This window comes from Sphingorhabdus sp. EL138 (genome assembly GCF_945862485.1).
In the GTDB taxonomy this organism is placed as follows: domain Bacteria; phylum Pseudomonadota; class Alphaproteobacteria; order Sphingomonadales; family Sphingomonadaceae; genus Sphingorhabdus_B.
On sequence record NZ_CAMAYF010000012.1, the window covers coordinates 37594 to 60209 of the forward strand.

The window sequence follows — 22616 nt, forward strand, 5'->3', positions numbered from 1 at the left end:
TTAAAACTCCACTCTGTCGCCGCCTTTGAGACCCAGCATAATGCGTGCCTCGCTCGGCGTCGCTGGTTCATGCCCCATTTCGCGAATTATGCGCACGATTTTTTCGACCTGCTGCGCGTTCGATACCGCAAGCTGGCCACGTTCGATGAATAGGCTATCCTCGAGCCCGACGCGGACGTGCCCTCCCATGAGTGCGGCTTGAGTGAGAAATGGCATCTGATACTTGCCAGCGGCGAGGACAGACCACTGGAAACTGTCCTTGCCAAACAGCCGGTCTGCGGTAGATTTCATGAACATCAGATTTTCAAGGTCAGGCCCAATGCCCCCCATTATTCCAAAGATCATCTGGATGAAGAACGGCGGCTTTACGGCGCCGCTATCGACAAAGTAGGCAAGGTTATAAAGGTGACCGACGTCGTAGCATTCATGCTCGAAACGCGTGCCAGCTTCACCCATTGTCTCCAATATTGTCGCGATATCACGGAAGGTATTGCGAAAAATGAAATCGTCGGAACCGAGAATATAATCCTTTTCCCAATCATGCTTCCAACTGCTGACGCGCTTGGCAGCGGGAAACATTGCAAAGTTTATGGTACCCATGTTGAGCGAACACATTTCGGGCTTGAACCTAACGGCGGCACGTAAGCGCTCGGCCAATGGCATCGTCGCTGAACCGCCGGTGGTGATGTTGACCACAGCATCGGTCCGTTGTTTGATGACGGGGAGAAACTGGTTGTAGACATCAGGGTCACCCGTGGGGCGGCCGTCCTCCGGCATCCGAGCATGAAGGTGAAGTATCGCGGCGCCAGCTTCGGCGGCTGCTACGCTTTGTTCGGCAATCTCTGCGGGCGTGCAGGGCAGCGCGTCCGACATAGTCGGTGTGTGCGCGCCGCCGGTTACGGCACAGGTGATTATGATCTTGCTCATTTGGGATCCATTAATGAACGGCTTAGGCCGAGCCGGTCGGCGCAAACCTGAACGCGAGAGACTGCACCATCGGCCACGTCGAACAATCCGGCGAGCCTGAGGATCACGCTTTGGCCAACAAGCGCAGTATCGAGATCGGGAAAGCCGCCTTTATACTTCCCTGTACAGGAGAGGTGGAAAGCACCTCGATTGCCCGCCGAAAAAAGTTGATCGACCGTGATATCTGCGATGGCAACAAGATCGGCAAAACGCGGACCTTCTGCACTGATTTCGTCGATGCGTGAGGAGTCGGCCCAGCTGGCCGGGTCGTTAAGAAACGCACGCGCGATGGCCTCCACCTCGACATTAGGCACGTCGCAGGGGGCGTCCCACGGGGCAGGGTGGGGGGATTGCACCACATCGCATGTGGCTTGTGCCAACTGCCTTTTGCGGGCGAAATAATCTTCTTCGGCCCAACCCTGATGCAGTCGGCCATTTTTAATGCGGAATAACGTCACACCACCCCATGTCGAACGCCGCCCGTGGTGTCGGTTAGAGACCCCATGTTCGGTAAAACGCATGGCGACCGCATCGGGGCCAATGACAGTGTCATGTACTGTCACACAAAGGCCGGGAAATTGGTCGAGCTGTGCTGCGGTTGCAGGCAGATAGGCGTCATCGCGTCCGGCAAGGAGAACACCGCTTATACTGAGCGCGTAATCGGGCTCCATAATCGTCTCCACCGCTGCCGGATTATGGCAGGTGAGAAAATCGACCGCGAAGCCGCGAAGTAACCGAGCGGATGGACTTATGGACATGCATTTTCCTTCAACCACTCAGGGTTTCGCATTTCTTTTTTGAGAATTTTGCCAGATGCATTCATCGGCAATTGCGTTACGAACGCCACTGAAGTCGGGCATTTATAATGAGCCAATTGCGCGCGTGTGAAAGCAATGAGTTCGGATTCTGACGGATGGCGTCCGTTACGCACGACCACAAAGGCTTTCGGTGTCTCGCCCCAGCGCTCGTGGGGGACACCAATAACGGCGACCTGCGTGACGTCGGGGTGTTGATAAAGCACATTTTCGATCTCAGTCGGGTAGATATTCTCCGCACCTGAAACGATCATATCCTTGTAGCGATCGTGCAGGTAGATAAAGCCGTCTTCGTCGCGGTAAGCAGCATCACCCGTGCGCAGCCAACCGTCTGCTGTGATCGCTCTTGCGGTTTCTTCAGGCTTGTTCCAATACCCGAGCATGTTGGCCTTGGAACGGATACGAATTTCGCCAACTTCCCCAACCGCTACCGGATTTTCTGTCGCTGGATTGACCAGCATCAGCTCGTTCCAGGGCATAGGCCGACCGCATGACCGCAAACGATTAGCATAGGGGCCGTCCGGTTCATGTTCTTCCGGCGCCAGCATCACGACGGTCCCCGCTGTTTCCGTCATGCCGTACGTATGCATAAATCCACAACCGAATATTTCGATTGCTCTTTTGAGTACTGCTTCGCCAATCGGAGCTGCGCCATAGGCAATGCGATTAAGGCTGCTCAGATCTATTTCAGCCACTTCGGGCAAGTCGAGTAGCATTTGGATTACTGTTGGTACGAAAAACCCGTGCGTAACTTTTTGATCTCGAATGGCCGCTACGATGTCACGCGGCACAACTTGCTGCATTAGCACCGTATGGCCACCTTGGCTCATGCAGGTCATGGCATAACCAATGCCACCAATATGAAACAGCGGACTGGCTACAAGATTCACACTATGGTTCGACATGTCCCACAATTCGTGGGCCATCCGGGCAAGATATGATAGGTTGCCGTGACTGAGGACAACCCCCTTGGGGGTCCCTGTAGTGCCAGACGTGTAGAGCAAAAGCAGCGGACAATTTGGCGATGGTGTATGGTCGGCGTCGTCGGGTGGCGCCGAGTCTCGCCACGTCGGATAATGACTCAGCAGAGTTCGGGCCTGATGCGGCATGTCAAGCGACAGCAATGTCTGAAATTCGTCTTCTATGAAAAGGAGCGACGGGGACGCGTCTGCGACGATATCTGCAATTTCCCGTGCCGACAATCTCCAGTTGATAGGCACGAATATTACACCAGATTTCGCACATCCGAAAAATAGCTCAAAATGAACCGATGTATTGCGGGCAACGATGGCGACCCGGTCGCCTGATTGGATGTCCGAAGCTGCCAGCGCACGTGCAACCCGACTTGCACGCGCGTCCACATCGCCAAAGCTCAATGTCTCCGTGCCGAATGTAAGGCACGGTGATTGGGGCTTTTGCGTCGCGTGGGTTCGCAACAACGTGACTAAATTCGTTTCCATCGGTTAGTAACTCTTTGGTAACCCTAAGCTATGCGTTGACACATAATTCAGGATCATTTCGCGACTAACCGGGGCAGTTCGATGTAGGCGCGCAATAAACCACAGATCGGAGAGACCATATTCGTTCGAAAGACCATTGCCGCCGTGGACTTGAATTGCCTGATCGAGCGCTTTTAATGATGCTTCCGCCGCAGCAAATTTTGCCATATTCGCAGTCTCGGCCGCGTCTTCCCCATTGTCACATAATTGGGCCGCGCGTGCGTTAAGCAGGCGAGCTGCTTGCACATTGATATACGCCTCTGCAAGTGGGTGAGCCACCCCCTGATGCGCGCCAATTGGCGTATTCCAGACGGAACGGTCTTTGGCGTATTGCGCGCCCTGTTCAATGGCAAATCTGGAAATGCCGTTGTTGATAGCCGCTGCAGCGATTCGTTCCGGATTCAGCCCAGCGAATACTTGCTTTAAACCCGCTCCAGGTTCTCCGATCAATGCATCTTCGGGAACGTCAACGTTGTCAAAGAATACGGTGAACTGCTTTTCGGAAGTGCACAACGCTGCATCGATGCGGGTCATGGAAATGCCCGGCGTATTGGTAGGTACAACAAACAACGACAGCCCTTGACGCGACCCGTCAGTGACGGGGGCACCATCGCGTGCAACGACCATAACGGCGGCAGATTGATCTATATCTGACGTCCAGTATTTAGCGCCATTAATGACCCAACGGTCGCCGCGCCTAACCGCGTGGGTGGAAACTTTATGCGTGTTTGATCCTGCATCTGGCTCGGTAATCGCGAAGCACATTTTGCGTTTTCCAGTCGCAATGTCGGGCAGCCACTCGCGCTTCATTGCCTCTGTTCCCACACTCCCGATAATAGGTGCGGTGATCGAGGAAATGACCATGGCAAGGATCGGACAGCCTTGTGCTGCCGTTTCTTCGATGCAGATATTCAATTCAGCAAGGCCGCCGCCGCCGCCGCCATATTCTTCGGATACGTGGACCCCCAGAAACCCTGCATCCCCCAATTCTCTCCACAGCGCGTCAGGCTGCTCGCCTTTGTTTACGACATCCTGAAAATATTTACGCCCGAATTTGCTTACGAGTTTGCTTACGCTATCGCGCAGATCGCGGTGATGCTCCGCTGTATCGCATAAAGAGGATTGAAATAAGTCAGATGCCATGTGGGTTGCTCCAAAACAAAGTTGAAATTATTGAGGCCAAGAGAAAAACCCCTCGCCGGATTTGACACCCAACTTACCCTCAGCGACCATATCGATCAGGATTTGGGGTGGTGAAAAACGGGACCCATGCGCAGCCTCCAATGTGCGGGCGATATCGAGCCGGACATCTAATCCGACGATATCACTGAGGCGCAGCGGCCCTACTGGATGCCGGTATGCAAGGACCGCTGCCTTGTCGATATCAGCGGCAGTTGTAACGCCTGACTCGACCATGCGCATCGCCTCAAGGCTGGATATGAGATCGAGCCGGCTGGTTGCGAACCCGGGTACGTCGCGCACCGTAAGCGATTGCTTGCCAAGCCATTCGACAAATTGCCGGGCATCGGTGAGCGACGCTTCAGAAGTATTTTGGCCACGCACTAATTCGACCAGAGGGAGCGACCAGACTGGATTGAAAAAGTGCATTCCTAAAAATATCGTTGGATCGGGCAACGCCTGTGCGAGCCGGTCAATGGACATGGCACTCGTATTGCTGCCGATTAACTTTGGCGCACGTGCTGCGATGCCAGCCAATATTTCAAGTTTGAGTTCCAGTTTTTCAGATACCGTTTCTATAGCCACATCAACGGCCATTGGTATTTGTTCAACGGTCGTCACTCGCTCGATTCGGGAACGAAGCGCATCGCCGCCCGCCTCGTCCATTTTGCCGCGCGCGATGGAGGACAGAACGGTCTCATCGACAGTGCGGTTGAAGGCCAAAGCGCGGGATTGATCGGGCTCCACAACCGTCACGGTCGCCCCTGCCATGGCGGATACATACGCAATGCCGACACCCATTGTGCCGCCTCCAACTACTGCGACGTGTTTCATTAACGGCCTTTCCAATGAGGAGCGCGCTTTTCCGAGAATGCCCGAGCGCCCTCAAGCGCATCTTCTGATCCGATAACCAAATCTACCAACGGCCGCTGCAATGTCCAAATATCGGTGTCTGGCCAATTTGGCGCTTTACGAACAATACGCTTCGTCATTGCAACACTTAGCGGCGCGTTGGCCGTGATTGCCTTGGCCATCGCTATTGCCCCGTCTAGTGCGGCGCCTTCCTTTGTTACCCGGTTCACTAACCCCCATTTGTGGGCAGTATTGGCATCCATTCGCTCTCCGGTCAGGGCATATTCAAGTGCGATTGCTTCCGGAATCCGGCGCGGTAAACGGACAAGGCCACCAGAACCTGCTACCAGTCCGCGTTGAACTTCTGGCAATCCGAACCAAGCAGTTTCTGCCGCCACAATTAGATCACATGTAAGTGCTAGTTCACACCCACCAGCTAGAGCGAAACCTTCTACTGCAGCAATTAGCGGTTTTTCCGGCGGCGACTCGGTTAAGCCCGCAAAGCCTCTACCTTCAATTTCCGGCCGTTCCCCATCTGCAAACGCTTTCAAGTCCATGCCTGCGCAAAAATACCCCCCATGACCAGTTACAATACCCACACGCAGTTCGGGGTCAGTTTCTAGACGGTCGATAGCGGTTGCGATGGCAAGCGATACAGCTCTATTAACGGCGTTGCGTTGAAGCGGCCGGTTTATCGCAATAATCAAAACTCCATCGAGCTGCTGGATTTCAACAACATCTGACATCGTTCAAGCTACCACACTGTCGGTAGGGTCGATCGCATCTCTCCCCACTTTAAATTCGGTGAGGTCGGCCGTCTCTGTCATTTGCCAATATTCGAGGATCCGAAAAGGATTGTTAACCACCACGCGGCCTTTTGAATTCTTATAATAAGTTTCAACTCCGGGATAAGTCCAGACCATGCCCGCGTGAGTGCTGTCCACCTTCTCATTATACGCATCATGAACGTGCTTATCGACTTCGATCTGGGTAGCGCCCTTTTCCAGCATTTGTCGAACCAGCGACATGACATAATGCATCTGTCGTTCCAGGACTGTTATAAGACTGCCACCATGCCCAAACTGAGTGTTCGGCCCGTACAGGCAGAAGAAATTGGGATAACCGGGCACAACTGTCCCCAAATAGGCGCGCGCGTCGTCTCCGTTCCAATCATCATGAAGTTCGCGGTCGCCAAGGCCTACGACCTTCATAGGAGCTAGAAGATTTACGACATCAAATCCGGTCGCCCATATTAAAACATCCGCGTCGTGTTTCTGACCGTCATTTGTCGTGACGCCAGTGGCGTGCGCTTCGACGACAGAGCCAGTGACCAGTTTGACGTTTTTTTTCGCCAAAGTGCGGAACCAGCCATTGTCTAAAAGCATGCGTTTTCCAAAGGGCGGATAATCGGGCAATACTTGGGGCAGTAGGTGTATAGCACTTCCAAGTTCTGACTTGATATACGCCTCTAAACCCACACGATGCGCGTCGTTAATGGCGTTGATTGATCGACCGCCGCCGTCCCACGAAGGATCCTGCTGCAACGCTTCGTAGAGCTTGTCGTTAAAGGCCCAGCTGAGTCGCAGCCGGTACCACAACCGATACAGCGGTACTTCCATTAGCAAGCGTCTTAATGAGTCAGGTATGTCCTGACCGAACTTTGGAAATGGCGCCGCCCATTGTGGCGTGCGTTGTACAATGGTGAGCGAAGCGACTTTATCTACGATTGCGGGCGCAACTTGCATGGCGCTTGCGCCATTGCCGATTAAAATAACGTTCCGCCCCTCCAGATCTATGCCTTCCTGAGGGTAACAGGCAGTGTGGAAGCTTGGTCCCTTGAAGTCAGCCAACCCCGGGACGTTGGGCAGTCTAGGCTTGTTAAATGCACCAACTCCGCTGATCAAAAGATTGGCGTTCATAAGCTGCTGTGTGCCGTCAGCATCGATTAGACTGGCTTCCCATTTTCCGGATACTTCGTCAAATCGGGCTTCGACAACTTCTTGACCAAAACGAATGTGGCGACGAATGTCGTACCTGTCTGCTACGTCCTCTAGATAATTATGAATCTCGCTGCTGCCCGCAAAAAATCTCGACCAGTCGTATGCGGCGAATGAAAATGAGTATAGATAACTCGGGACATCACATGCCGCGCCGGGATAACGATTTTCAAACCAAACACCGCCCAGGTCGTTGTGACGCTCAACTATAGTGTAGGGGATGCCTGCCGCTTCAAACTCTATCGCCGCGCAGAGGCCAGAAATTCCAGCCCCTATAATCAAGGCGCAGAAATCGGAATTCGCCGGCGTGCTTATCGGGGACACAGCGGATTCATCGCTTAATGCCAAGTCGTTACGGATCATTGGCGCATATGATTGCGGCACGATTTCACCCAGCGACGCGCTCATCATCTCAACAAGTAATTCATCCGTCGGATTTGGAAGGGCGGGCCTTTTCCCGGATAACCAGTCGTTCAATGCGACATAAGCAGCATCTCGAATTTTTTGCTTCACGCTCTCGGTGAACCCGCCGCTGTCATTATCATCCAGACCACGGGTACGCGAAGGAACGAATTCGCCTTCGATCCAGCTGCGATCCCCCGTCAGATGAACGAGCAAACAGCACAAGGTAGGCAAATTTGCCGCGGTGAGCGCATCGAGGAGCCATTCCTGATCGCCCGTACTTTTTGTCTGTCCGTCCATAATTGCGCTGTCATCTGCTTTCTGCCTGCACCGCCTCAAAGCGCGCTTCGATTGCAAAAAATTATCCGCAAAAATGAAATTGTCAACATATACGTTGATAATATTTATAAGTTGGTCACTGGACATAGTGAAATATCGAAATGTCTGGATCTAATCGAGTATGTTAAAAATATGACTTATAAACAATACTTTAAAGGCTATAATTGATAGAAATTTGACTTGACGCATTCGGTTGTGCCTATCCAAGACACGTGCTTTCTAAGCCTATGCAACAGAGGTGTTGACGAGCCAGAATTTATCTGGCTACATTACTGTTGATAAGAGTGGCGACTCGATATGCCACCGAAAAACAAGCTTAGTTGGAGAGGGAGTCGAGATGAGGAAAAGCAGAACGTTATTGTACACAGCTGCCGCGGTTGGCCTGATGGCCATAAATACCGCAGCACACGCACAAAATGAACAAAGCACGTCGGACACTCAAGCTGGCCTTGGCGAAATCATTGTGACGGCAACCAAACGCAACGAAAACCTTCAAGATGTGCCGGTCGCGATAACTGCCATCACGACTGAGCAGCTAACCAAGCAGGGTGTCTTTTCGACCTCGGACCTAAACAACTCTATTCCTAACCTTCAGGTCAGCTCTGCCTATGGCGAGACGCAACCCAACTTCACGGTCCGCGGGATCGGTGTGGGCACAGAATACAACTCTAACGCGGCCTCGCCAGTTGGGGTGTATGTGGATGAAGTTTACCAGTCATTTCGCGCAAGTCATGGCCAACAATTGTACGACCTTGAGCAAGTCGAAGTTGTTCGCGGTCCGCAAGGAACGTTGTTTGGCCGAAACACTACCGGTGGTGCGATTAACTTTATTACACGGAAGCCACGTTTAACGGGTTCCAACGGGCACGCGACGATCGGATACGGCTCATTCAATCGCATAAGCGCGCTTGGCGCGATTGAGGTAACGCCCGTCGAGGATAAGCTGGGGATCCGCATTGCGGGTAGTTATGTGAATTCCGACCCTTACGTAAAAAATATCCAACCGGTAGGCTTGATCAAGTCTAATCCTAATGTCCCAGATAATGTTGCATTCGGCGACCAGAATGCTGGAATTTCGCCCGGCGGACATGAAACTTGGGGGCTTCGTGGCCAAATCAGGTTTGTCCCCACTGAAACGATTGACATCAATTTTAAAGCTTATGTTGCTCAGTCCGTGGGCGGGCAAGACTCGCCTCAAAATCACGGGCCATCCCTGACCGATGACACCATAAACTTAGCAGACTCTGCTTTTGGCTTTTTTTACACGCCACTTGCCAGCACTTTGTTTGGCAATGGGCGCGATTTGACCCGATTTCTGCCACCTGCATATAGCGCGAAGGGTCGGGGTCTCTCTGCCAGGGAAATCGAGGGTAACTCAATTGGTACCGCCGAAACAAAAACCTTTGGCGCAGTTCTGAATGCTAAATTTGAGTTGTCTGACAGCGTCAACCTGACTTCAATCACTGGGTTTGATAGGACACGAAACGGATTGCTGCCACGTATTGATTGCGATGGCACACCTTATAATGTGTGCTCAATCGGGTACGCTTCATTGTCCAAGAGCTTTAATCAAGATCTTCGCCTCGATTTTTCAGCGGATCGATTTAAAGCCATTGCCGGCGTCTATTACGGCTGGGATAAAATTGTCACAAACAATACGCCAGACTTCTACGGCTTCTTAAGCGACGTAAACGCCGCTATTGGAAATCCCAAAAATTACTTCAATCCAGCGGGTCTTGGGCGTGAAGCCGGTTTAGCAACTGCATTGAAGGCAAAGCAGGACTATACCCAAGAGCGTAAATCGATAGCCATATATGGCGAAGCAAGTTACGAACTTACCGAGAGTGTAAAATTCACCGCCGGGCTCCGTTACACGAAAGATAAGTTTGCTTATCTTGACGCCCTCACCACATTTTTTGATGATACCGGTGCACCACGACTTTACACTGTATCAGACTATGCTCCAGGCGGCGTCTTCCAAAAATACTTTATTGGTGATTCCGCAGCGCTGGATGCAAGCATTAAGCCTCTTAACCGCCGCGATGGTTCAAACGCGCTAACAGGCCGTGCAATCCTGGACTGGAAGGTCAACGACGACGTTCTTCTTTACGCAAGCTACAGTCGTGGCTATCGTGGCGGAACATATAATGGCCTTGCATTCCAGTCCGCAGCGCAAGTTTACTTTGTGGAACCGGAAAAAGTTGACGCCTTTGAAGTCGGCATGAAAAGCCGGTTCTTTGACAACCGCCTCCAGTTTAACGCCTCAGTGTTTCATTATAAATATGCAGGTCAACAGCAGCAATTGCTCGATCCAAGCTCAGTTACATTCTTGATTAACCTTGACGGCAAACTTACGGGTCTTGACGCTGAACTCATCTTTGCAGTGACAGATGACATCCGCTTAAATGCTGGCTTTGGATATCTTGATAGCAGCTTCAACAGTGGTTCGTGTCCGACTGCGCCCATTAATGGTACGCCACCTCAAGTAGGTAATTGCATTTCCACAGCAGGTGGTAAAATTGACGTCGGCGGAAATCCGTTTCCTTATGCCAGCAAAGCGTCAGGAAATATTGGCATCGACTGGGATGTTGCCAAGACGGAATCAGGAACATTTACGGTTCATGCTGACACCAGTTACACCGGACGCTACTACTACGACGTTTTTGGATCCTATGACTATGTGGGACCTCAAGGTAGTTCTGTGCTTTCCGGTAGAGGGCCGCTAGGTGAAGGGCAAGACCCGTATTGGCTGATTAACGGGCGAATTTCCTATACCACCGACAGCTTCACTATTGCTGGCTTTGTTAAAAACCTGACCGATAAACTCTATTATCCAAACGCGATCAACGTTGAAGGAAGCTATGGTAGCGATTATCGAATTCGCGCAGCACCGCGCACCTTTGGAGTGGAACTCTCCGCAAAATTCTAGATGATTAAAGAGACACCCGCGCTGATAGTTCTGCGCGGGTGTCTTTCCTTATGGCGAGGTAAATTGAGACAGGACGGATAATTATGCGCAAGCTTTGTGTGGTCTTAGCCATGGCTTTTTTGGTTTCGTGCGGGTCCGGGTATGAGGATGGCGTGATAGACACTTCCCGCTTGGACGGCGCGGCTTCCGAAACCCAAAACTGGCTGACATACGGCGGTACCTACGAAGAACAGCGTTATAGTGGTCTGGAAGAAATAAACGCTGAGACGGCTAGCAGCCTCGGCCTTGAATGGTCCCATGAGTTTGACACGGCGCGTGGGTTAGAAGCCACGCCGCTTGTGGCAGACGGGGTAATCTACACAACCACTGCATGGTCCAAGGTTCATGCGCTTGATGCGACCACGGGTAAGCTGCTGTGGAAATATGATCCGAAAGTACCGGGGGAAACAGGTTTCAAGGCTTGCTGTGATGTCGTCAATCGCGGCGCAGCAATTTATAATGGCAAAATTTATTCAGGTACGTTGGACGGGCGCCTGATTGCACTTGATGCCAAGACGGGCAAGCTTGTTTGGTCCGTCGTCACCGTTGACCAGAGCAAGCCTTATACGATCACGGGCGCACCTCGAATCGTCAAAGGCCGCGTGCTTATTGGCAACGGCGGCGGTGAATATGGTGTCCGTGGTTATGTGTCTGCATACGACGCAGAAACGGGTAAGCAGGCGTGGCGCTTTTATACGGTTCCGCCGGCGAAAGGCGCCAAGCCTGACGGAGCGGCGTCCGATGATATTATCGCCAAAATGCAAGGCACTTGGGATGGCGATTACACCAAATTTGGTGGCGGCGGCACCGTATGGGACGCAATTGTTTACGACAAGGATTTCAATCAAGTCCTTATCGGCGTGGGCAATGGATCACCATGGGATCACCGTGTCCGTTCGAATGGAAAGGGCGACAATCTGTTCCTGTCGTCTGTGGTTGCGCTTGATGCCGATACGGGCAAATATAAATGGCATTACCAAGGAACACCCGCCGAAACTTGGGATTTCACACAGACACAGCCGATCATCCTCGCATCGTTGAAAATTGGTGGGGCTGATCGCAAGGTCATGATGCAAGCACCGAAAAATGGCTTTTTCTACGTTATAGACCGAAGCAACGGCAAACTCGTTTCGGCGAAGAATTTTGTACCGCAAAATTGGACTTCGGGCGTGGATATGAAAACCGGCAGACCTATAGAGATGCCAGGTGCACGTTATGAAAATGGACCTTTCGTAGCTAATCCCTCAGGCCACGGCGCCCACAACTGGCAGCCTATGGCGTTCAGCCCGAAGACCAATCTGGTATATATTCCCGCACAGGAAGTGCCGATGGCTTACCAATCTGATGCGCCATTTGTCGGTCGAGAAGGGGGTTGGAACCTTGGCGTGAACCTAGCAATTAATACCCTACCTGACGACGAGGCTGGACTGAAAGCCATCCGTGCGATTCTGAAAGGCGTCTTGATTGCTTGGGATCCCATAAAGCAAAAGGAAATGTGGCGGGTCGACCATGGTGGTCCTTGGAACGGTGGCGTGCTGGCAACTGCTGGCGGCTTAGTTTTCCAAGGCAATGCCAAAGGCGAGTTTAATGCATTTAACGCAACCAGCGGCAAGAAACTGTGGTCATTTGACAGTAAGATTGGGATCGTAGCACCTCCGGTTAGCTACTCGGTTAACGGCAAGCAATATGTTGCGGTGATGGTCGGTTATGGTGGTGGCTATGGCGTCGCTAGCCCCTTCACAGAAAATATGGGACCACGGCCCAATGGTCGACTGCTGGTATTCGCGATCGGCGGGAAGGCACCATATAAGGTAGAACGTATGGATCCCGGTCCGGCGGTTGTCGTGAAGGACAAATGGTCCACTGCTACCGTCGCCAAGGGGGCACAAATTTTCGAGACCACCTGTTCTGTATGCCATGGAGGCACAGCACGATCTTCCGGCGTCTTGCCGGATCTGCGTCGCTCGCCGGTACTGGCTGACCAGAAATTGTGGCAAGAAGTGGTCCATGATGGAATACTGAAGGACAATGGTATGGTTGGCTTCAGCAAATGGCTGTCGCGTGAAGATGTGGAGGCTACCCGCGCCTATGTTGCTGGTCGAGCGAAAGTCCTGGCGACCAAGGGCATCTGATAGATACCGGATTAGGAGAGTTTGTGATGGAAGCGCGCTACGACATGCTGGTGAACGGTAAAATGATGGGCGGTAGCCGAACGGTTGATGTTGTTGATCCGGCGACCGAAGAAGTGTTTGCGGTCTGTGCCTGTGCATCGCGTGAAGAAATTGAAGATGCCGTAACCGCTGCCGCGGCCGCGTTCCCAGCCTGGTCCGCGACGTCGATCGATGAGCGCCGTGCTGTGCTCATTAAAATGGCTGAAGCCATTGAGGCGAATATCGAATCCATTGCCCGTACGCTGACTCGTGAACAAGGAAAACCAACGGCCGATGCGCAAGGCGAGGTCGGCGGGGCCGCTTATTTTCTGCGCTATTATGCTGGGCTGGAAATTCCTGTCGAGTTGATTGAAGACAGCGAAACTCGGCGGATCGAACTACACCGCCGCCCGCTTGGTGTGGTTGCTGCGATCGTGCCGTGGAATTTTCCTGTGCTTACCGCAGTAAATAAGGTCGGCGCAGCGTTAATTACGGGGAACACCGTGGTAGTAAAGCCAGCTGCTACTACGCCGCTGGCGACATTGCAAATCGCAGCACTTTGGAGGGATATCGTTCCAGCAGGCACAGTGAACATTGTGACCGACAAGAATGACCTTGGAGATGTGCTCACGAGTCATCCGATGGTACGTAAAGTCAGCTTCACGGGATCGACCAGTACAGGCATGAAGGTCATGTCGTCAGGCTCCGGTACGCTCAAGCGAATGACATTGGAACTTGGCGGGAATGATTCCGGCATCGTTCTCGACGACTGTGATCCAGATACAGTCTCACAGCAACTGTTCGATTCGGCCTTCATGAACAATGGTCAAGTTTGTATCGCGCTAAAGCGTTTGTATGTGCATGACAGCAAGTATGACGCCATCTGCGCGAAACTCGCTGAAATTGCAAAAGCAGCTATTGTCGGACCGGGCTCGCAACAGGGCACACAGCTTGGTCCTGTGCAAAACCGTGTTCAATTCGACAAGCTGAAAGCCCTGATCGAGGAAACACGAGCCGAAGGAACAATAATCGCAGGGGGTGACAGCCCCGACGGTCAGGGGTACTTCATTAATCCCACAATCGTGCGTGATATTTCGGACAATGCGCGCCTGGTTACCGACGAACAATTTGGCCCGGTTTTGCCGGTTATGCGCTTTTCAGACGTGGATGACGTTGTCGCACGCGCGAACGATAGTAGTTTTGGCCTTGGCAATTCGGTTTGGTCGTCGGACAGCGAAAAAGCCGGCGCAGTTGCTGCGCGGCTCGATTCCGGCACCGTGTGGATCAACAAACACGGAGACATCGGTCCTGATACCCCCTTCGCCGGAGCGAAAATGTCAGGCGTCGGTATCGAAATGGGGATGCATGGCTTGCTCGAATTTACGCAGGCCAAGGTTATGAACTTTGCAAAAATGGCAAACGCTTAACTGGCTAAGGTCCGTAAGGACTTTCGAGCCCAGCCAGCAACAGTTCGGCATAGGTTTTGCCGATTTCTTCTGCACTGACATCGCTTCGATCGGGCCGGAACCAGCGATGGGTCCACCCGACGATGCCTAATATACCATATGCAACGACACGAGATGATCCCACTTTACGTAGGCTGTTATCGGCATAGCCCTCTTCTATGATTGAAATGACCGCATCAACGGTCTCGGCATTGATTTTGCGCATAGACTTTGACCATTCAGTGCGTGCATCGCTCACATGGCTGAGGTTTTCGCGAATATATATGTAAAACAGGGGGTAATTGTCTCCGTAGGAGGTCATCAATGTATTGACCAAGTCGCGCAATTTGCGGCGAGGGCTGACGCCGCTTGATTCTATTTGTTTGATGAGTTCGAGGTTGCGTTCGACCACGGTCCGCACAAGCTCATCAAACAGCTCCTCCTTTGATGAAAAATAGTAATAGAGTGACGCTCTATCGATATCGAGTTCCGCTGCTATCGCACTGATGCTGGCGCCCTTAAAACCTAACCGGTTGAAAACGCGTATAGAGGCTTCGGCTATTTCTTTTCGACGCGCTTCATATGAAGCGCTGGAATCGTCTTTTGCAAGTTTGCGGCGTTTCCCGATGTTGCTCACTGGTTTCATAATCGTCTCTAGTTTCCATCTTATACTCGCATCTGCAAGCGCGGCCCCAACATCACGAATTTGTCAGGACGTTTACCGTACTGCCATTATTCCGGTGCCTTGCGCAATCAGCGATTCAGCCGATATAGTTGTCGCAGACAACCAGGTTACAGTGTTTGCACTAACATCGCAGCATTTTCAACAATAGTGTTGACGAAAGTGATTGCTTGATACATCTTTAAGTCAGAAACGAATCTAATCTTGCTGCACAAATGCAGAATAGGAGGCACCTGATGAGTCGCACCGACGTGCTGAATTCCTTACTGGTTACGCGCGACACGCCAGTCGGGTACAAGCTTCAGAGCATTAAGAAAAAGGCCGTAATTCAGTTGATGGGTTCGCGTCTTTGGGGTCGATTTAATCCGAACCACTGGGATCCTGTTTACGCTGCCACAACGGGTCTTTCTGCACCGATCCAAACGGGAGAAATGTCCTCGGCCTATCTGGCCGAAATGTGTGTGAATCACTTCGGTGCTCAGATGTTCAGCAATGCCCGCATGGTTTGCAAATATGTGGCGTCTACGCTGGCTAACGAAGTCATCGTTACGCATGGCGTAGTCAGAGAAAAGACGCCTAAAGGCAATGGGTTCAGGTTCACGGTCGATATTTGGAGCGAGAATGAAGCGGGCGAAAAGAAAACAGTCGGCTGGGTGGAAGTCGATGTTGGTGTTTGAATTAAGCAAGGGAACGAATGATGCAAGCCGAGACAATCCGAACTGACGCCCTTCGTCCGTTGAGCGATATACAAATAGAGCAGACGCGCGAATTCATTGATAGCCTAGAGCAAGGGTCTCAAACCTATTGGGATATGGTTGAGATTGGTGATGAGCTATCCCGAGAACTCCATATAACGCCCGAGTTGGTCATCCTGTATGCTGACGCTGTGGAGGACTTCAATCCGTGGTATGAAGCATGGAAAATGAACACATGGCATATCAAAGGTGAGTCCCCGTTCGGCGGTGCTATTGTACCGCCGGTTCTGGTTTCGCATTTCGTTTTGTCTGTGCAATTTGACCATAACAAACCGTTTGCGATAGGTTCCATACATACATTTCACGATTCCGAGATTCTAGCGCCCATTCCCGTTGGCGCGACCGTGAGGATCGCGACCCGGGCAACGGATAAATATGAAAAGCGCGGAAGGCGGTATGTACGGCACGAAGTGAACGTCACTGACGTTGAAAACGGAACACATTATTTTCGCGAAACGCGGGATATTCTGTCGCTATGATGGCGCAACAACACGCGAGCACTCCAATCGTGGAAGGCTTGTTCGAAATTGTCGCGGGAACTCCAAAACTGATCGGTTCGCAGTGCCATGCCTGCAACACGATTTATTTCCCGCAAGCACTAAGTTGTCGAAACCCTAAATGCCGGGACAAATCGGTTGAGCAGACATTCTTGCCCCATGGCGGCACCCTTTATAGCTATACCGTGCAGAGATATCAGCCGCCACCTTTGTTTCGGATGGATCACTGGTCGCCGTATGCTTTGGGCCTTGTCGATCTGGGTGATGGGTTACAAGTAATGGGCATGCTGACAGGCATAAAGTTAGACGAGATAGCCATCGGGATGACACTCAAACTTGTAGTCGAGCCGCTGTATTCTGATGCCGAAATTGGTGAAAAACTGACCTATAAATTTGCGCCAGCGGAAAGGGCAGGGGCAGCATGACAAGGTCAGTTTATGTATTAGGCGCAGGGGCACATCCGTGGGGGAAATGGCCAGATAAGCCACAGCTTCAACTCGCACATGAAGCCATGAATTTGGCGCTCGCAGATGCGTCGTTAGCTTGGCCCGAGATTCAAGGGCTTGTTGCCGCGAGTTCTCGGTTTGAGGGAGGCATGGGCTGGGGGCTTCACGCGAATGAAGTTGTTCAGTCGGTGGCTGAGCAAGGTATTCCATGCATTAATGTTGGCGGTGCGTGTGCTGCCGGAGCAGTGGCATTTCAAACAGCATATGCGTTGATTGCGAGCGGGCAGCATGACGTTGTTGCGGTTTTGGGTGCTGAACGAATGCCTAAGGGCTTTATCCCGCGGCCACCCGGTAGTCCTGATGACATTAGCGACAGCGATTATCTGCGTTGGGTGGCTATGGGCGCAACAAACCCAGCCTACTGGGCTATCGAAGCCAATAGACGTAAATTTGATTTTGGGACCAGCGATGAGACCTTAGCTCGGGCCGCGGTCATGATGCGAAAGAACGCAAGTGGCAACCGTCTCGCGCGCTTTCGCGCAGCCACTAGCATCGAAGAAGTACTGGCATCACCAATGGTTGCCGATCCGCTGCATCTTCTTGAAATTTGTCCAGTGAGTGACGGCGCCGCAGCAGTCATTTTGGGTACAGAAGAATATACTAGGAAAACTGGGCGCAAGCCAGTGGAGGTTGCGGGCTGTGCAATCGCTACCGGCGAGTTTGGTGACCCGGCGCGTCGTATTCCGACGGTATCGACTAACGTTTTACCTAATGTCTCTCACACCAGTGAGGTTGTAAATGCCGTAAATAGCGCATGTGAAATGGCAGGAATTGGGCCAGAGGACGTTGATGTATTAGAAATGGCAGACAATACAGTCTGGCACTTGCTATCCTGGCCCGAGCTTTTTGGTTTTTATGAACCCGGCCAAGGCGACTGGATGCTCGACAATGGCAAGCTTGAAATCGGTGGCCAGATATCGGTGAACCCTAGTGGGGGCTTTTTGTCTTTTGGCGAAGCAACGACTGCGCAGGCGGTTCTTCAGATATGCGAACTTACGTGGCAACTTCGCGGAGAGGCAGAAGGGCATCAAGTCCCCGATGCGACGATAGGCATGTCAGCAGTTTTAGGTTTGGGCGCGAACGGCGGGTCGGTTATTCTGAAGACCTGAGATACGGTATCGCCGTGACCAGTGAAGTTTCCGGCTTGCTCAGTATTGACTTAGCGCCAACGTAACATTGATTGATTGAGCGAGGCAACTGACCGGACGCCCATTAACTTCATATCGCGTTCGATTTCGTCACGCAGTTTGCCCACTATGCGTCGCACGCCAGGTTCACCTGCGGCGGCCAACGCATACAGATATAATCGCCCGCCGGAACAAGCTGTCGCGCCAGCGGCGAGCGCTTTCAGGACATGGCTTCCGCGTTGCACACCGCCATCGCAGATGATGTCGATTTTGCCGCCAACGGCGTCGGCGATTTCGGCAATCTGGTCAAAAGGCGAACGCGAGCCATCCAATTGCCGACCGCCATGGTTGGAAACCATGATCGCGGTCGCGCCAATATCAACGGCCCGTTTCGCATCGTCTACGGACATGATGCCTTTCAGGCAAAACTGACCGCCCCAATCCGACCTGACCTTTTCGGCCATTTTCCAGTCCATTGACGTATCAAGCATTGTGTTGAAATATTCGGCGACCGACACCGCGACATTGGTGCCGGCATCGACATGAGTCTGCAAATTGGGAAGCGCGAATTTCTCGCGAAAGATATAATTCAGCGCCCACATCGGGTGGATGGCATAGCTTAATACCGAGGCGGGCGTAAAACGCGGTGGAGAGGTAAACCCGCTACGCAGGCAACGTTCGCGGTTGCCCGAAACGATGGTATCAACGGTCAGCGCAATCGCATCGAACTTCGCCGCCTTGCAGCGTTCGATCATCGATGCGTTCAGCCCTTTGTCTTTGTGGATGTAGAGCTGGAATAACTTCGGTGAAGTGATGGTCTCGCCGACTTCTTCAATGCTTACGGTCGCAAGTGAAGATATCCCAAACCATGTATTCAATTCCTGCGCTGTCGCAGCAACGGCACGCTCACCCTGCCAATGAAAAAGGCGCTGCAATGCCGTGGGTGACAACATGAGCGGCATCGAAATGCGTTTTCCCATGACTGTTGCACCCATGTCGATTTCAGACACGCCAGCAAGAACGTTCGGGACGAGGTCGCAACTGTCAAAAGCATTTGTGTTGCGGTCCTTCGTCCGCTCGTCATCTGCTGCCCCGTCGATATAATTGAATATCGGCGCCGGAAGCCGCCGCTTTGCTAACAACCTGAAGTCATTCACGTTATGGCAATCTGATAAATGCATTTGAGAGCTATGGCAGGGCTCGTTTGTAAATGCACTCGTTAAATTGCGCGTGCATCGGGCGCGCTAGAGCACTGCAATGCGAATGTCTAATATCTCGGTTCTATGGAAGTTAAGACTGCGCAAGATGACTTAATTTCGGTCACAATAGCTGACCAAAATAATTTGCCTCAGCTCCTTATAATCGCAATAGAACATGAAAGATTTGGAGGGCAAAATGGCGGAAATCTATCCTGTTTCGGCTGAATGGAAGAAAAAGGCGTTTATTACGTCCGAACGTTATGACGCTGCTTATGCCCAATCGGTCAGTGACCCGGATACATTCTGGCGAGAGGAGGCCAAGCGCCTCGACTGGATGACGCCTTTCACCAAAGTGAAGAACACAAGCTTCAACGAAACCGATTTCGGTATCAAATGGTTTGAAGATGGTGCGTTGAATGTCTCTGTAAACTGCATTGATCGCCATCTGCCAGACCGCAAAGACGATATCGCGATCATCTGGGAAGGTGATGATCCTTCGCAGCAACGGCGGATCAGTTTTGGCGAATTGCATGCCGAAGTTTGCCTGATGGCGAACGCCTTAAAAGAATTGGGCGCACGCAAGGGCGACCGTATTACCATCTATATGCCGATGATCCCGGAAGCCGCGATGGCCATGCTTGCGTGCACCCGCATTGGTGCCATCCATTCCATCGTATTTGGCGGATTTTCCCCCGATGCACTGGCGGGTCGTATTCAAGATTGTGATTCCAACATTGTCATCACGGCTGACGCTGGCATGCGCGGCGGCAAGCTGGTTCAGCTTAAGCAGAATGTTGATGAGGCGCTGACACATTGCACGTCGGTCAAGGCATGCCTTGTCGTCCGCCATGTCGGAAACGACATTGAAATGCAGGGCGACCGGGATGCTTGGTATCACGAGGCGCGCACAAAAGTCCCCAGCGATTGCGAACCAGAAGTGATGGGCGCAGAAGATCCGCTTTTTATTCTGTACACGTCGGGCTCAACGGGAAAGCCAAAGGGCGTGCTGCACACGACTGGCGGATATCTGGTGTGGGCAACGATGACTCACCATTATGTGTTCAACTACACGCCGGGCGAGGTCTATTGGTGTGCCGCCGACATTGGCTGGGTCACGGGACATAGCTATGTCGTCTACGGCCCGCTCGCGAATGGGGCGACAACCGTCATGTTTGAAGGCGTGCCCAATTACCCCGACCACAGCCGTTTCTGGCAAATTGTTGACCGGCACCAAGTCAATATTTTCTACGGCGCGCCAACGGCCTTGCGTTCACTGATGCGCGAAGGCGATGGATGGGTGAAGAAAACCTCGCGCAGTTCGCTGCAGCTACTTGGGTCGGTCGGCGAGCCGATTAATCCCGAGGCATGGGAGTGGTATTATCATGTGGTGGGCGAAGGACGGTGCCCAATTGTCGACACCTATTGGCAGACCGAAACCGGCGCGACGATGATGACGCCTTTACCCGGCGCGCATGCGCTTAAGCCGGGCGCAGCGTCAAAACCCATGTTCGGCGTGCAGCCAGCGATTGTCGATGCAGATGGCAAGGTGCTCGACGGCGCGACCGATGGCAATTTGTGCATGACCGATAGCTGGCCGGGCCAGATGCGCTCTGTCTGGGGCGATCATGAGCGGTTTTTCCAGACCTATTTTACGACCTATCCCGGCAAATATTTCACTGGCGATGGCTGCCGGCGGGATGCGGACGGTTATTATTGGATCACTGGCCGAGTGGATGACGTTATCAACGTATCGGGCCACCGCATGGGTACCGCTGAGGTCGAAAGCGCTCTCGTTGCCCATACCAAGGTGGCGGAGGCGGCGGTTGTCGGCTTTCCCCATGATATAAAGGGACAAGGCATTTACGCTTATGTCACGTTGAACGCGAATGAAGCGGAGGCACCGGAGGTTCGCGCCGAACTTGTTAAATGGGTCCGCCATGAAATTGGTCCCATTGCCACTCCGGATGTCATCCATTTTGCCCCCGGACTTCCCAAAACGCGTTCCGGCAAAATCATGCGCCGCATATTGCGCAAGATTGCCGAGGGTGATGTTTCCAACTTGGGCGACATCTCAACTCTCGCCGATCCTTCCGTCGTCGACATGTTAGTGCAAACACGCTCTGTTCCCACATGAGGGACACGATTGGGAAATTTGACCTACGCAGGACTTATGTAACGGTTGTTGAGGACTGTTTAACAGAAGCATAGAAACGGCGGATTTCGACGAACCCGCCGTTTCTCTGGTGCGACCCGTTTGTTGGGAATGACAACAGATAGCTTGAGAATCGCCTTTATGCACACCTCGTAATTGTGCGCTATCGAGGGTTATGTTAAAAAATCCCGGCCTCACAATAGAACTTTCATAGCTCGACATAATGGGCCGAACGACGTCGACCCTAGGGAGAAGTTTTTAAAAGGGGCTGACGATAAGGGACCTTCCATATGTCAAATTCGCAGTTTTTGTGCAAATGCGAACCGGATGCTAGTTGCCGCAAAAGCCGGGTGCTACAGTCTAATACCTTAAACGCGGATGGTTGCTTGGTAGGAACCCAACTCTTGTTGTCAAACTTAATAGATGGCCTTACCGTAAATTGATGAATGTCGATGCTGTCGATGCGTTTTTCAAAGCAACGGAGTCGTTCGCAGACGCTATGGTTCCTACTGTAGCTTATGTGTCGTGGACCCGACAGGGCCGCCAGATCGTCGTTAAGGCTCGACTGCGACTTACTTTGCAGGGTTTGGATGTCGCCTACAGGCGTTTTGAGTGGAACGGAGTGATTGCCGAGACATTTCCGCTTGCACAAATCGAGAAGTCCCAACGCGAGTTCATCGAGGATATTCTTAAGGGAAACCTCAATTCACCCAATGGATTGATTGAGTTTCCACCACAACACGGAGGGGGCCACGCAGGCCAGTTCGTCGAACTGCATCCGGACGGCTTAGAGCAACAGAGCCGAACTCTCGTCCTACAAATTCGCGGAGACGATCAAAATTCTCCTCTCAATTTTATGCCGCTCGACTGGGACCTGAAGGCTGCAGATCCGCCCTATGATAGTCTCGGCGAGCTTTTTCAAGATTTCGGCCTTGGGCTGTTGATTGTCGTTGAGAAGTGACCCGTTATTTTCACTGAGAAGTGACCCGGGTGGTTGTTATATCCCGCGTAGCGGGTTTTGGGTCAAGAGGTTGGTTTTTCCTTTCTGTTTTTGGGCGCTGCGGCACTGGCGCGGAAGCGGAAGCT

The 22616-nt window shown here is 52.3% G+C and carries 18 protein-coding genes; 9 read left to right on the top strand and 9 right to left on the bottom strand.

The annotated features are described in order from the left end of the window. The 7 genes from Q0O33_RS06730 to Q0O33_RS06760 are packed head-to-tail and all read right to left on the bottom strand — an operon-like array spanning position 1 to position 8136. Positions 1–927 carry a 3-keto-5-aminohexanoate cleavage protein gene (locus Q0O33_RS06730; RefSeq protein WP_295497558.1) on the bottom strand — a complete coding sequence of 309 codons (927 nt, stop codon included), beginning with the start codon at positions 925–927 and terminating at the stop codon, positions 1–3. Continuing rightward, a complete protein-coding gene (locus Q0O33_RS06735; protein WP_295497560.1) occupies positions 924–1724 on the bottom strand; it encodes an ester cyclase in 801 nt (266 codons plus the stop codon). The genes Q0O33_RS06730 and Q0O33_RS06735 overlap by 4 nt, the downstream gene beginning before the upstream one ends. Further along, positions 1715–3241 carry a long-chain-fatty-acid--CoA ligase gene (locus Q0O33_RS06740; protein ID WP_295497562.1) on the bottom strand — a complete coding sequence of 509 codons (1527 nt, stop codon included), beginning with the start codon at positions 3239–3241 and terminating at the stop codon, positions 1715–1717. Before Q0O33_RS06740 ends, Q0O33_RS06735 begins: the two co-directional genes overlap by 10 nt. Before the next feature lie 3 nt (positions 3242–3244). Further along, positions 3245–4423 (bottom strand): acyl-CoA dehydrogenase family protein, encoded by a 1179-nt coding sequence (locus Q0O33_RS06745; RefSeq protein ID WP_295497564.1) that lies wholly within the window; start codon positions 4421–4423, stop codon positions 3245–3247. A 27-nt stretch (positions 4424–4450) separates the two neighbouring features. Continuing rightward, positions 4451–5293: a 3-hydroxyacyl-CoA dehydrogenase NAD-binding domain-containing protein gene (locus tag Q0O33_RS06750; RefSeq protein ID WP_295497566.1), complete on the bottom strand. Its 843-nt coding sequence runs from the start codon at positions 5291–5293 to the stop codon at positions 4451–4453. Beyond that, positions 5293–6057, bottom strand: coding sequence for a crotonase/enoyl-CoA hydratase family protein (locus Q0O33_RS06755; protein ID WP_295497568.1), 765 nt, complete (start codon positions 6055–6057; stop codon positions 5293–5295). Before Q0O33_RS06755 ends, Q0O33_RS06750 begins: the two co-directional genes overlap by 1 nt. A 3-nt stretch (positions 6058–6060) precedes the next feature. After that, positions 6061–8136 carry an NAD(P)/FAD-dependent oxidoreductase gene (locus tag Q0O33_RS06760; protein WP_295497570.1) on the bottom strand — a complete coding sequence of 692 codons (2076 nt, stop codon included), beginning with the start codon at positions 8134–8136 and terminating at the stop codon, positions 6061–6063. A gap of 271 nt (positions 8137–8407) precedes the next feature. Between Q0O33_RS06760 and Q0O33_RS06765 the strand changes: the two genes are divergently transcribed. From Q0O33_RS06765 to Q0O33_RS06775, 3 genes are all read left to right on the top strand, one after another. Beyond that, the gene (locus tag Q0O33_RS06765; RefSeq protein ID WP_295497572.1) at positions 8408–10978 is read left to right on the top strand and encodes a TonB-dependent receptor; all 2571 of its coding nucleotides are present in this window, start codon (positions 8408–8410) and stop codon (positions 10976–10978) included. Between the two features lie 152 nt (positions 10979–11130). Then, positions 11131–13149: a PQQ-dependent dehydrogenase, methanol/ethanol family gene (locus tag Q0O33_RS06770; RefSeq protein ID WP_295497574.1), complete on the top strand. Its 2019-nt coding sequence runs from the start codon at positions 11131–11133 to the stop codon at positions 13147–13149. Between the two features lie 26 nt (positions 13150–13175). Beyond that, positions 13176–14594: an aldehyde dehydrogenase family protein gene (locus tag Q0O33_RS06775; protein ID WP_295497592.1), complete on the top strand. Its 1419-nt coding sequence runs from the start codon at positions 13176–13178 to the stop codon at positions 14592–14594. A gap of 4 nt (positions 14595–14598) precedes the next feature. Here Q0O33_RS06775 and Q0O33_RS06780 read toward each other — a convergent pair whose 3' ends face one another. Further along, positions 14599–15258, bottom strand: coding sequence for a TetR/AcrR family transcriptional regulator (locus Q0O33_RS06780; protein WP_295497576.1), 660 nt, complete (start codon positions 15256–15258; stop codon positions 14599–14601). Between the two features lie 272 nt (positions 15259–15530). Between Q0O33_RS06780 and Q0O33_RS06785 the strand changes: the two genes are divergently transcribed. Genes Q0O33_RS06785 through Q0O33_RS06800 form a run of 4 tightly spaced genes read left to right on the top strand, consistent with a single transcriptional unit; the run spans position 15531 to position 18161 of the window. After that, positions 15531–15971, top strand: coding sequence for a MaoC family dehydratase (locus Q0O33_RS06785; RefSeq protein WP_295497578.1), 441 nt, complete (start codon positions 15531–15533; stop codon positions 15969–15971). A gap of 17 nt (positions 15972–15988) precedes the next feature. Then, positions 15989–16528 carry a MaoC family dehydratase gene (locus tag Q0O33_RS06790; RefSeq protein ID WP_295497580.1) on the top strand — a complete coding sequence of 180 codons (540 nt, stop codon included), beginning with the start codon at positions 15989–15991 and terminating at the stop codon, positions 16526–16528. Next, positions 16525–16971, top strand: coding sequence for an OB-fold domain-containing protein (locus tag Q0O33_RS06795; RefSeq protein WP_295497582.1), 447 nt, complete (start codon positions 16525–16527; stop codon positions 16969–16971). Before Q0O33_RS06790 ends, Q0O33_RS06795 begins: the two co-directional genes overlap by 4 nt. Then, on the top strand, positions 16968–18161 hold the full coding sequence (locus Q0O33_RS06800; RefSeq protein ID WP_295497584.1) for a lipid-transfer protein: 1194 nt from the start codon (positions 16968–16970) through the stop codon (positions 18159–18161). The genes Q0O33_RS06795 and Q0O33_RS06800 overlap by 4 nt, the downstream gene beginning before the upstream one ends. A gap of 50 nt (positions 18162–18211) precedes the next feature. Here the strand turns inward: Q0O33_RS06800 and Q0O33_RS06805 are convergent, their stop codons facing one another. After that, entirely contained in the window at positions 18212–19360 is a 1149-nt protein-coding gene (locus tag Q0O33_RS06805; RefSeq protein ID WP_295497586.1) for an alpha-hydroxy acid oxidase, read from the bottom strand. 214 nt (positions 19361–19574) lie between these two features. On the opposite strand from Q0O33_RS06805, the gene acs reads away from it, so the two are divergent. After that, positions 19575–21512, top strand: a complete 1938-nt coding sequence (acs, locus tag Q0O33_RS06810; protein WP_295497594.1) for an acetate--CoA ligase — start codon at positions 19575–19577, stop codon at positions 21510–21512. 457 nt (positions 21513–21969) lie between these two features. Further along, on the top strand, positions 21970–22491 hold the full coding sequence (locus Q0O33_RS06815) for a hypothetical protein (RefSeq protein ID WP_295497588.1): 522 nt from the start codon (positions 21970–21972) through the stop codon (positions 22489–22491). The last annotated feature ends 125 nt before the right edge of the window (positions 22492–22616 follow it).

What these genes read in the sequence shown, in the direction of transcription:
- Q0O33_RS06735 (WP_295497560.1), bottom strand. Translation starts at nt 1,724, where the DNA reads ATGTCCATAAGTCCATCCGCTCGGTTACTTCGCGGCTTCGCGGTCGAT.
- Q0O33_RS06745 (WP_295497564.1), bottom strand. Translation starts at nt 4,423, where the DNA reads ATGGCATCTGACTTATTTCAATCCTCTTTATGCGATACAGCGGAGCAT.
- Q0O33_RS06750 (WP_295497566.1), bottom strand. Translation starts at nt 5,293, where the DNA reads ATGAAACACGTCGCAGTAGTTGGAGGCGGCACAATGGGTGTCGGCATT.
- Q0O33_RS06740 (WP_295497562.1), bottom strand. Translation starts at nt 3,241, where the DNA reads ATGGAAACGAATTTAGTCACGTTGTTGCGAACCCACGCGACGCAAAAG.
- Q0O33_RS06800 (WP_295497584.1), top strand. Translation starts at nt 16,968, where the DNA reads ATGACAAGGTCAGTTTATGTATTAGGCGCAGGGGCACATCCGTGGGGG.
- Q0O33_RS06785 (WP_295497578.1), top strand. Translation starts at nt 15,531, where the DNA reads ATGAGTCGCACCGACGTGCTGAATTCCTTACTGGTTACGCGCGACACG.
- Q0O33_RS06780 (WP_295497576.1), bottom strand. Translation starts at nt 15,258, where the DNA reads ATGAAACCAGTGAGCAACATCGGGAAACGCCGCAAACTTGCAAAAGAC.
- Q0O33_RS06755 (WP_295497568.1), bottom strand. Translation starts at nt 6,057, where the DNA reads ATGTCAGATGTTGTTGAAATCCAGCAGCTCGATGGAGTTTTGATTATT.
- Q0O33_RS06760 (WP_295497570.1), bottom strand. Translation starts at nt 8,136, where the DNA reads ATGTCCAGTGACCAACTTATAAATATTATCAACGTATATGTTGACAAT.
- Q0O33_RS06775 (WP_295497592.1), top strand. Translation starts at nt 13,176, where the DNA reads ATGGAAGCGCGCTACGACATGCTGGTGAACGGTAAAATGATGGGCGGT.
- Q0O33_RS06805 (WP_295497586.1), bottom strand. Translation starts at nt 19,360, where the DNA reads ATGCATTTATCAGATTGCCATAACGTGAATGACTTCAGGTTGTTAGCA.
- Q0O33_RS06730 (WP_295497558.1), bottom strand. Translation starts at nt 927, where the DNA reads ATGAGCAAGATCATAATCACCTGTGCCGTAACCGGCGGCGCGCACACA.
- Q0O33_RS06790 (WP_295497580.1), top strand. Translation starts at nt 15,989, where the DNA reads ATGATGCAAGCCGAGACAATCCGAACTGACGCCCTTCGTCCGTTGAGC.
- Q0O33_RS06795 (WP_295497582.1), top strand. Translation starts at nt 16,525, where the DNA reads ATGATGGCGCAACAACACGCGAGCACTCCAATCGTGGAAGGCTTGTTC.
- acs (WP_295497594.1), top strand. Translation starts at nt 19,575, where the DNA reads ATGGCGGAAATCTATCCTGTTTCGGCTGAATGGAAGAAAAAGGCGTTT.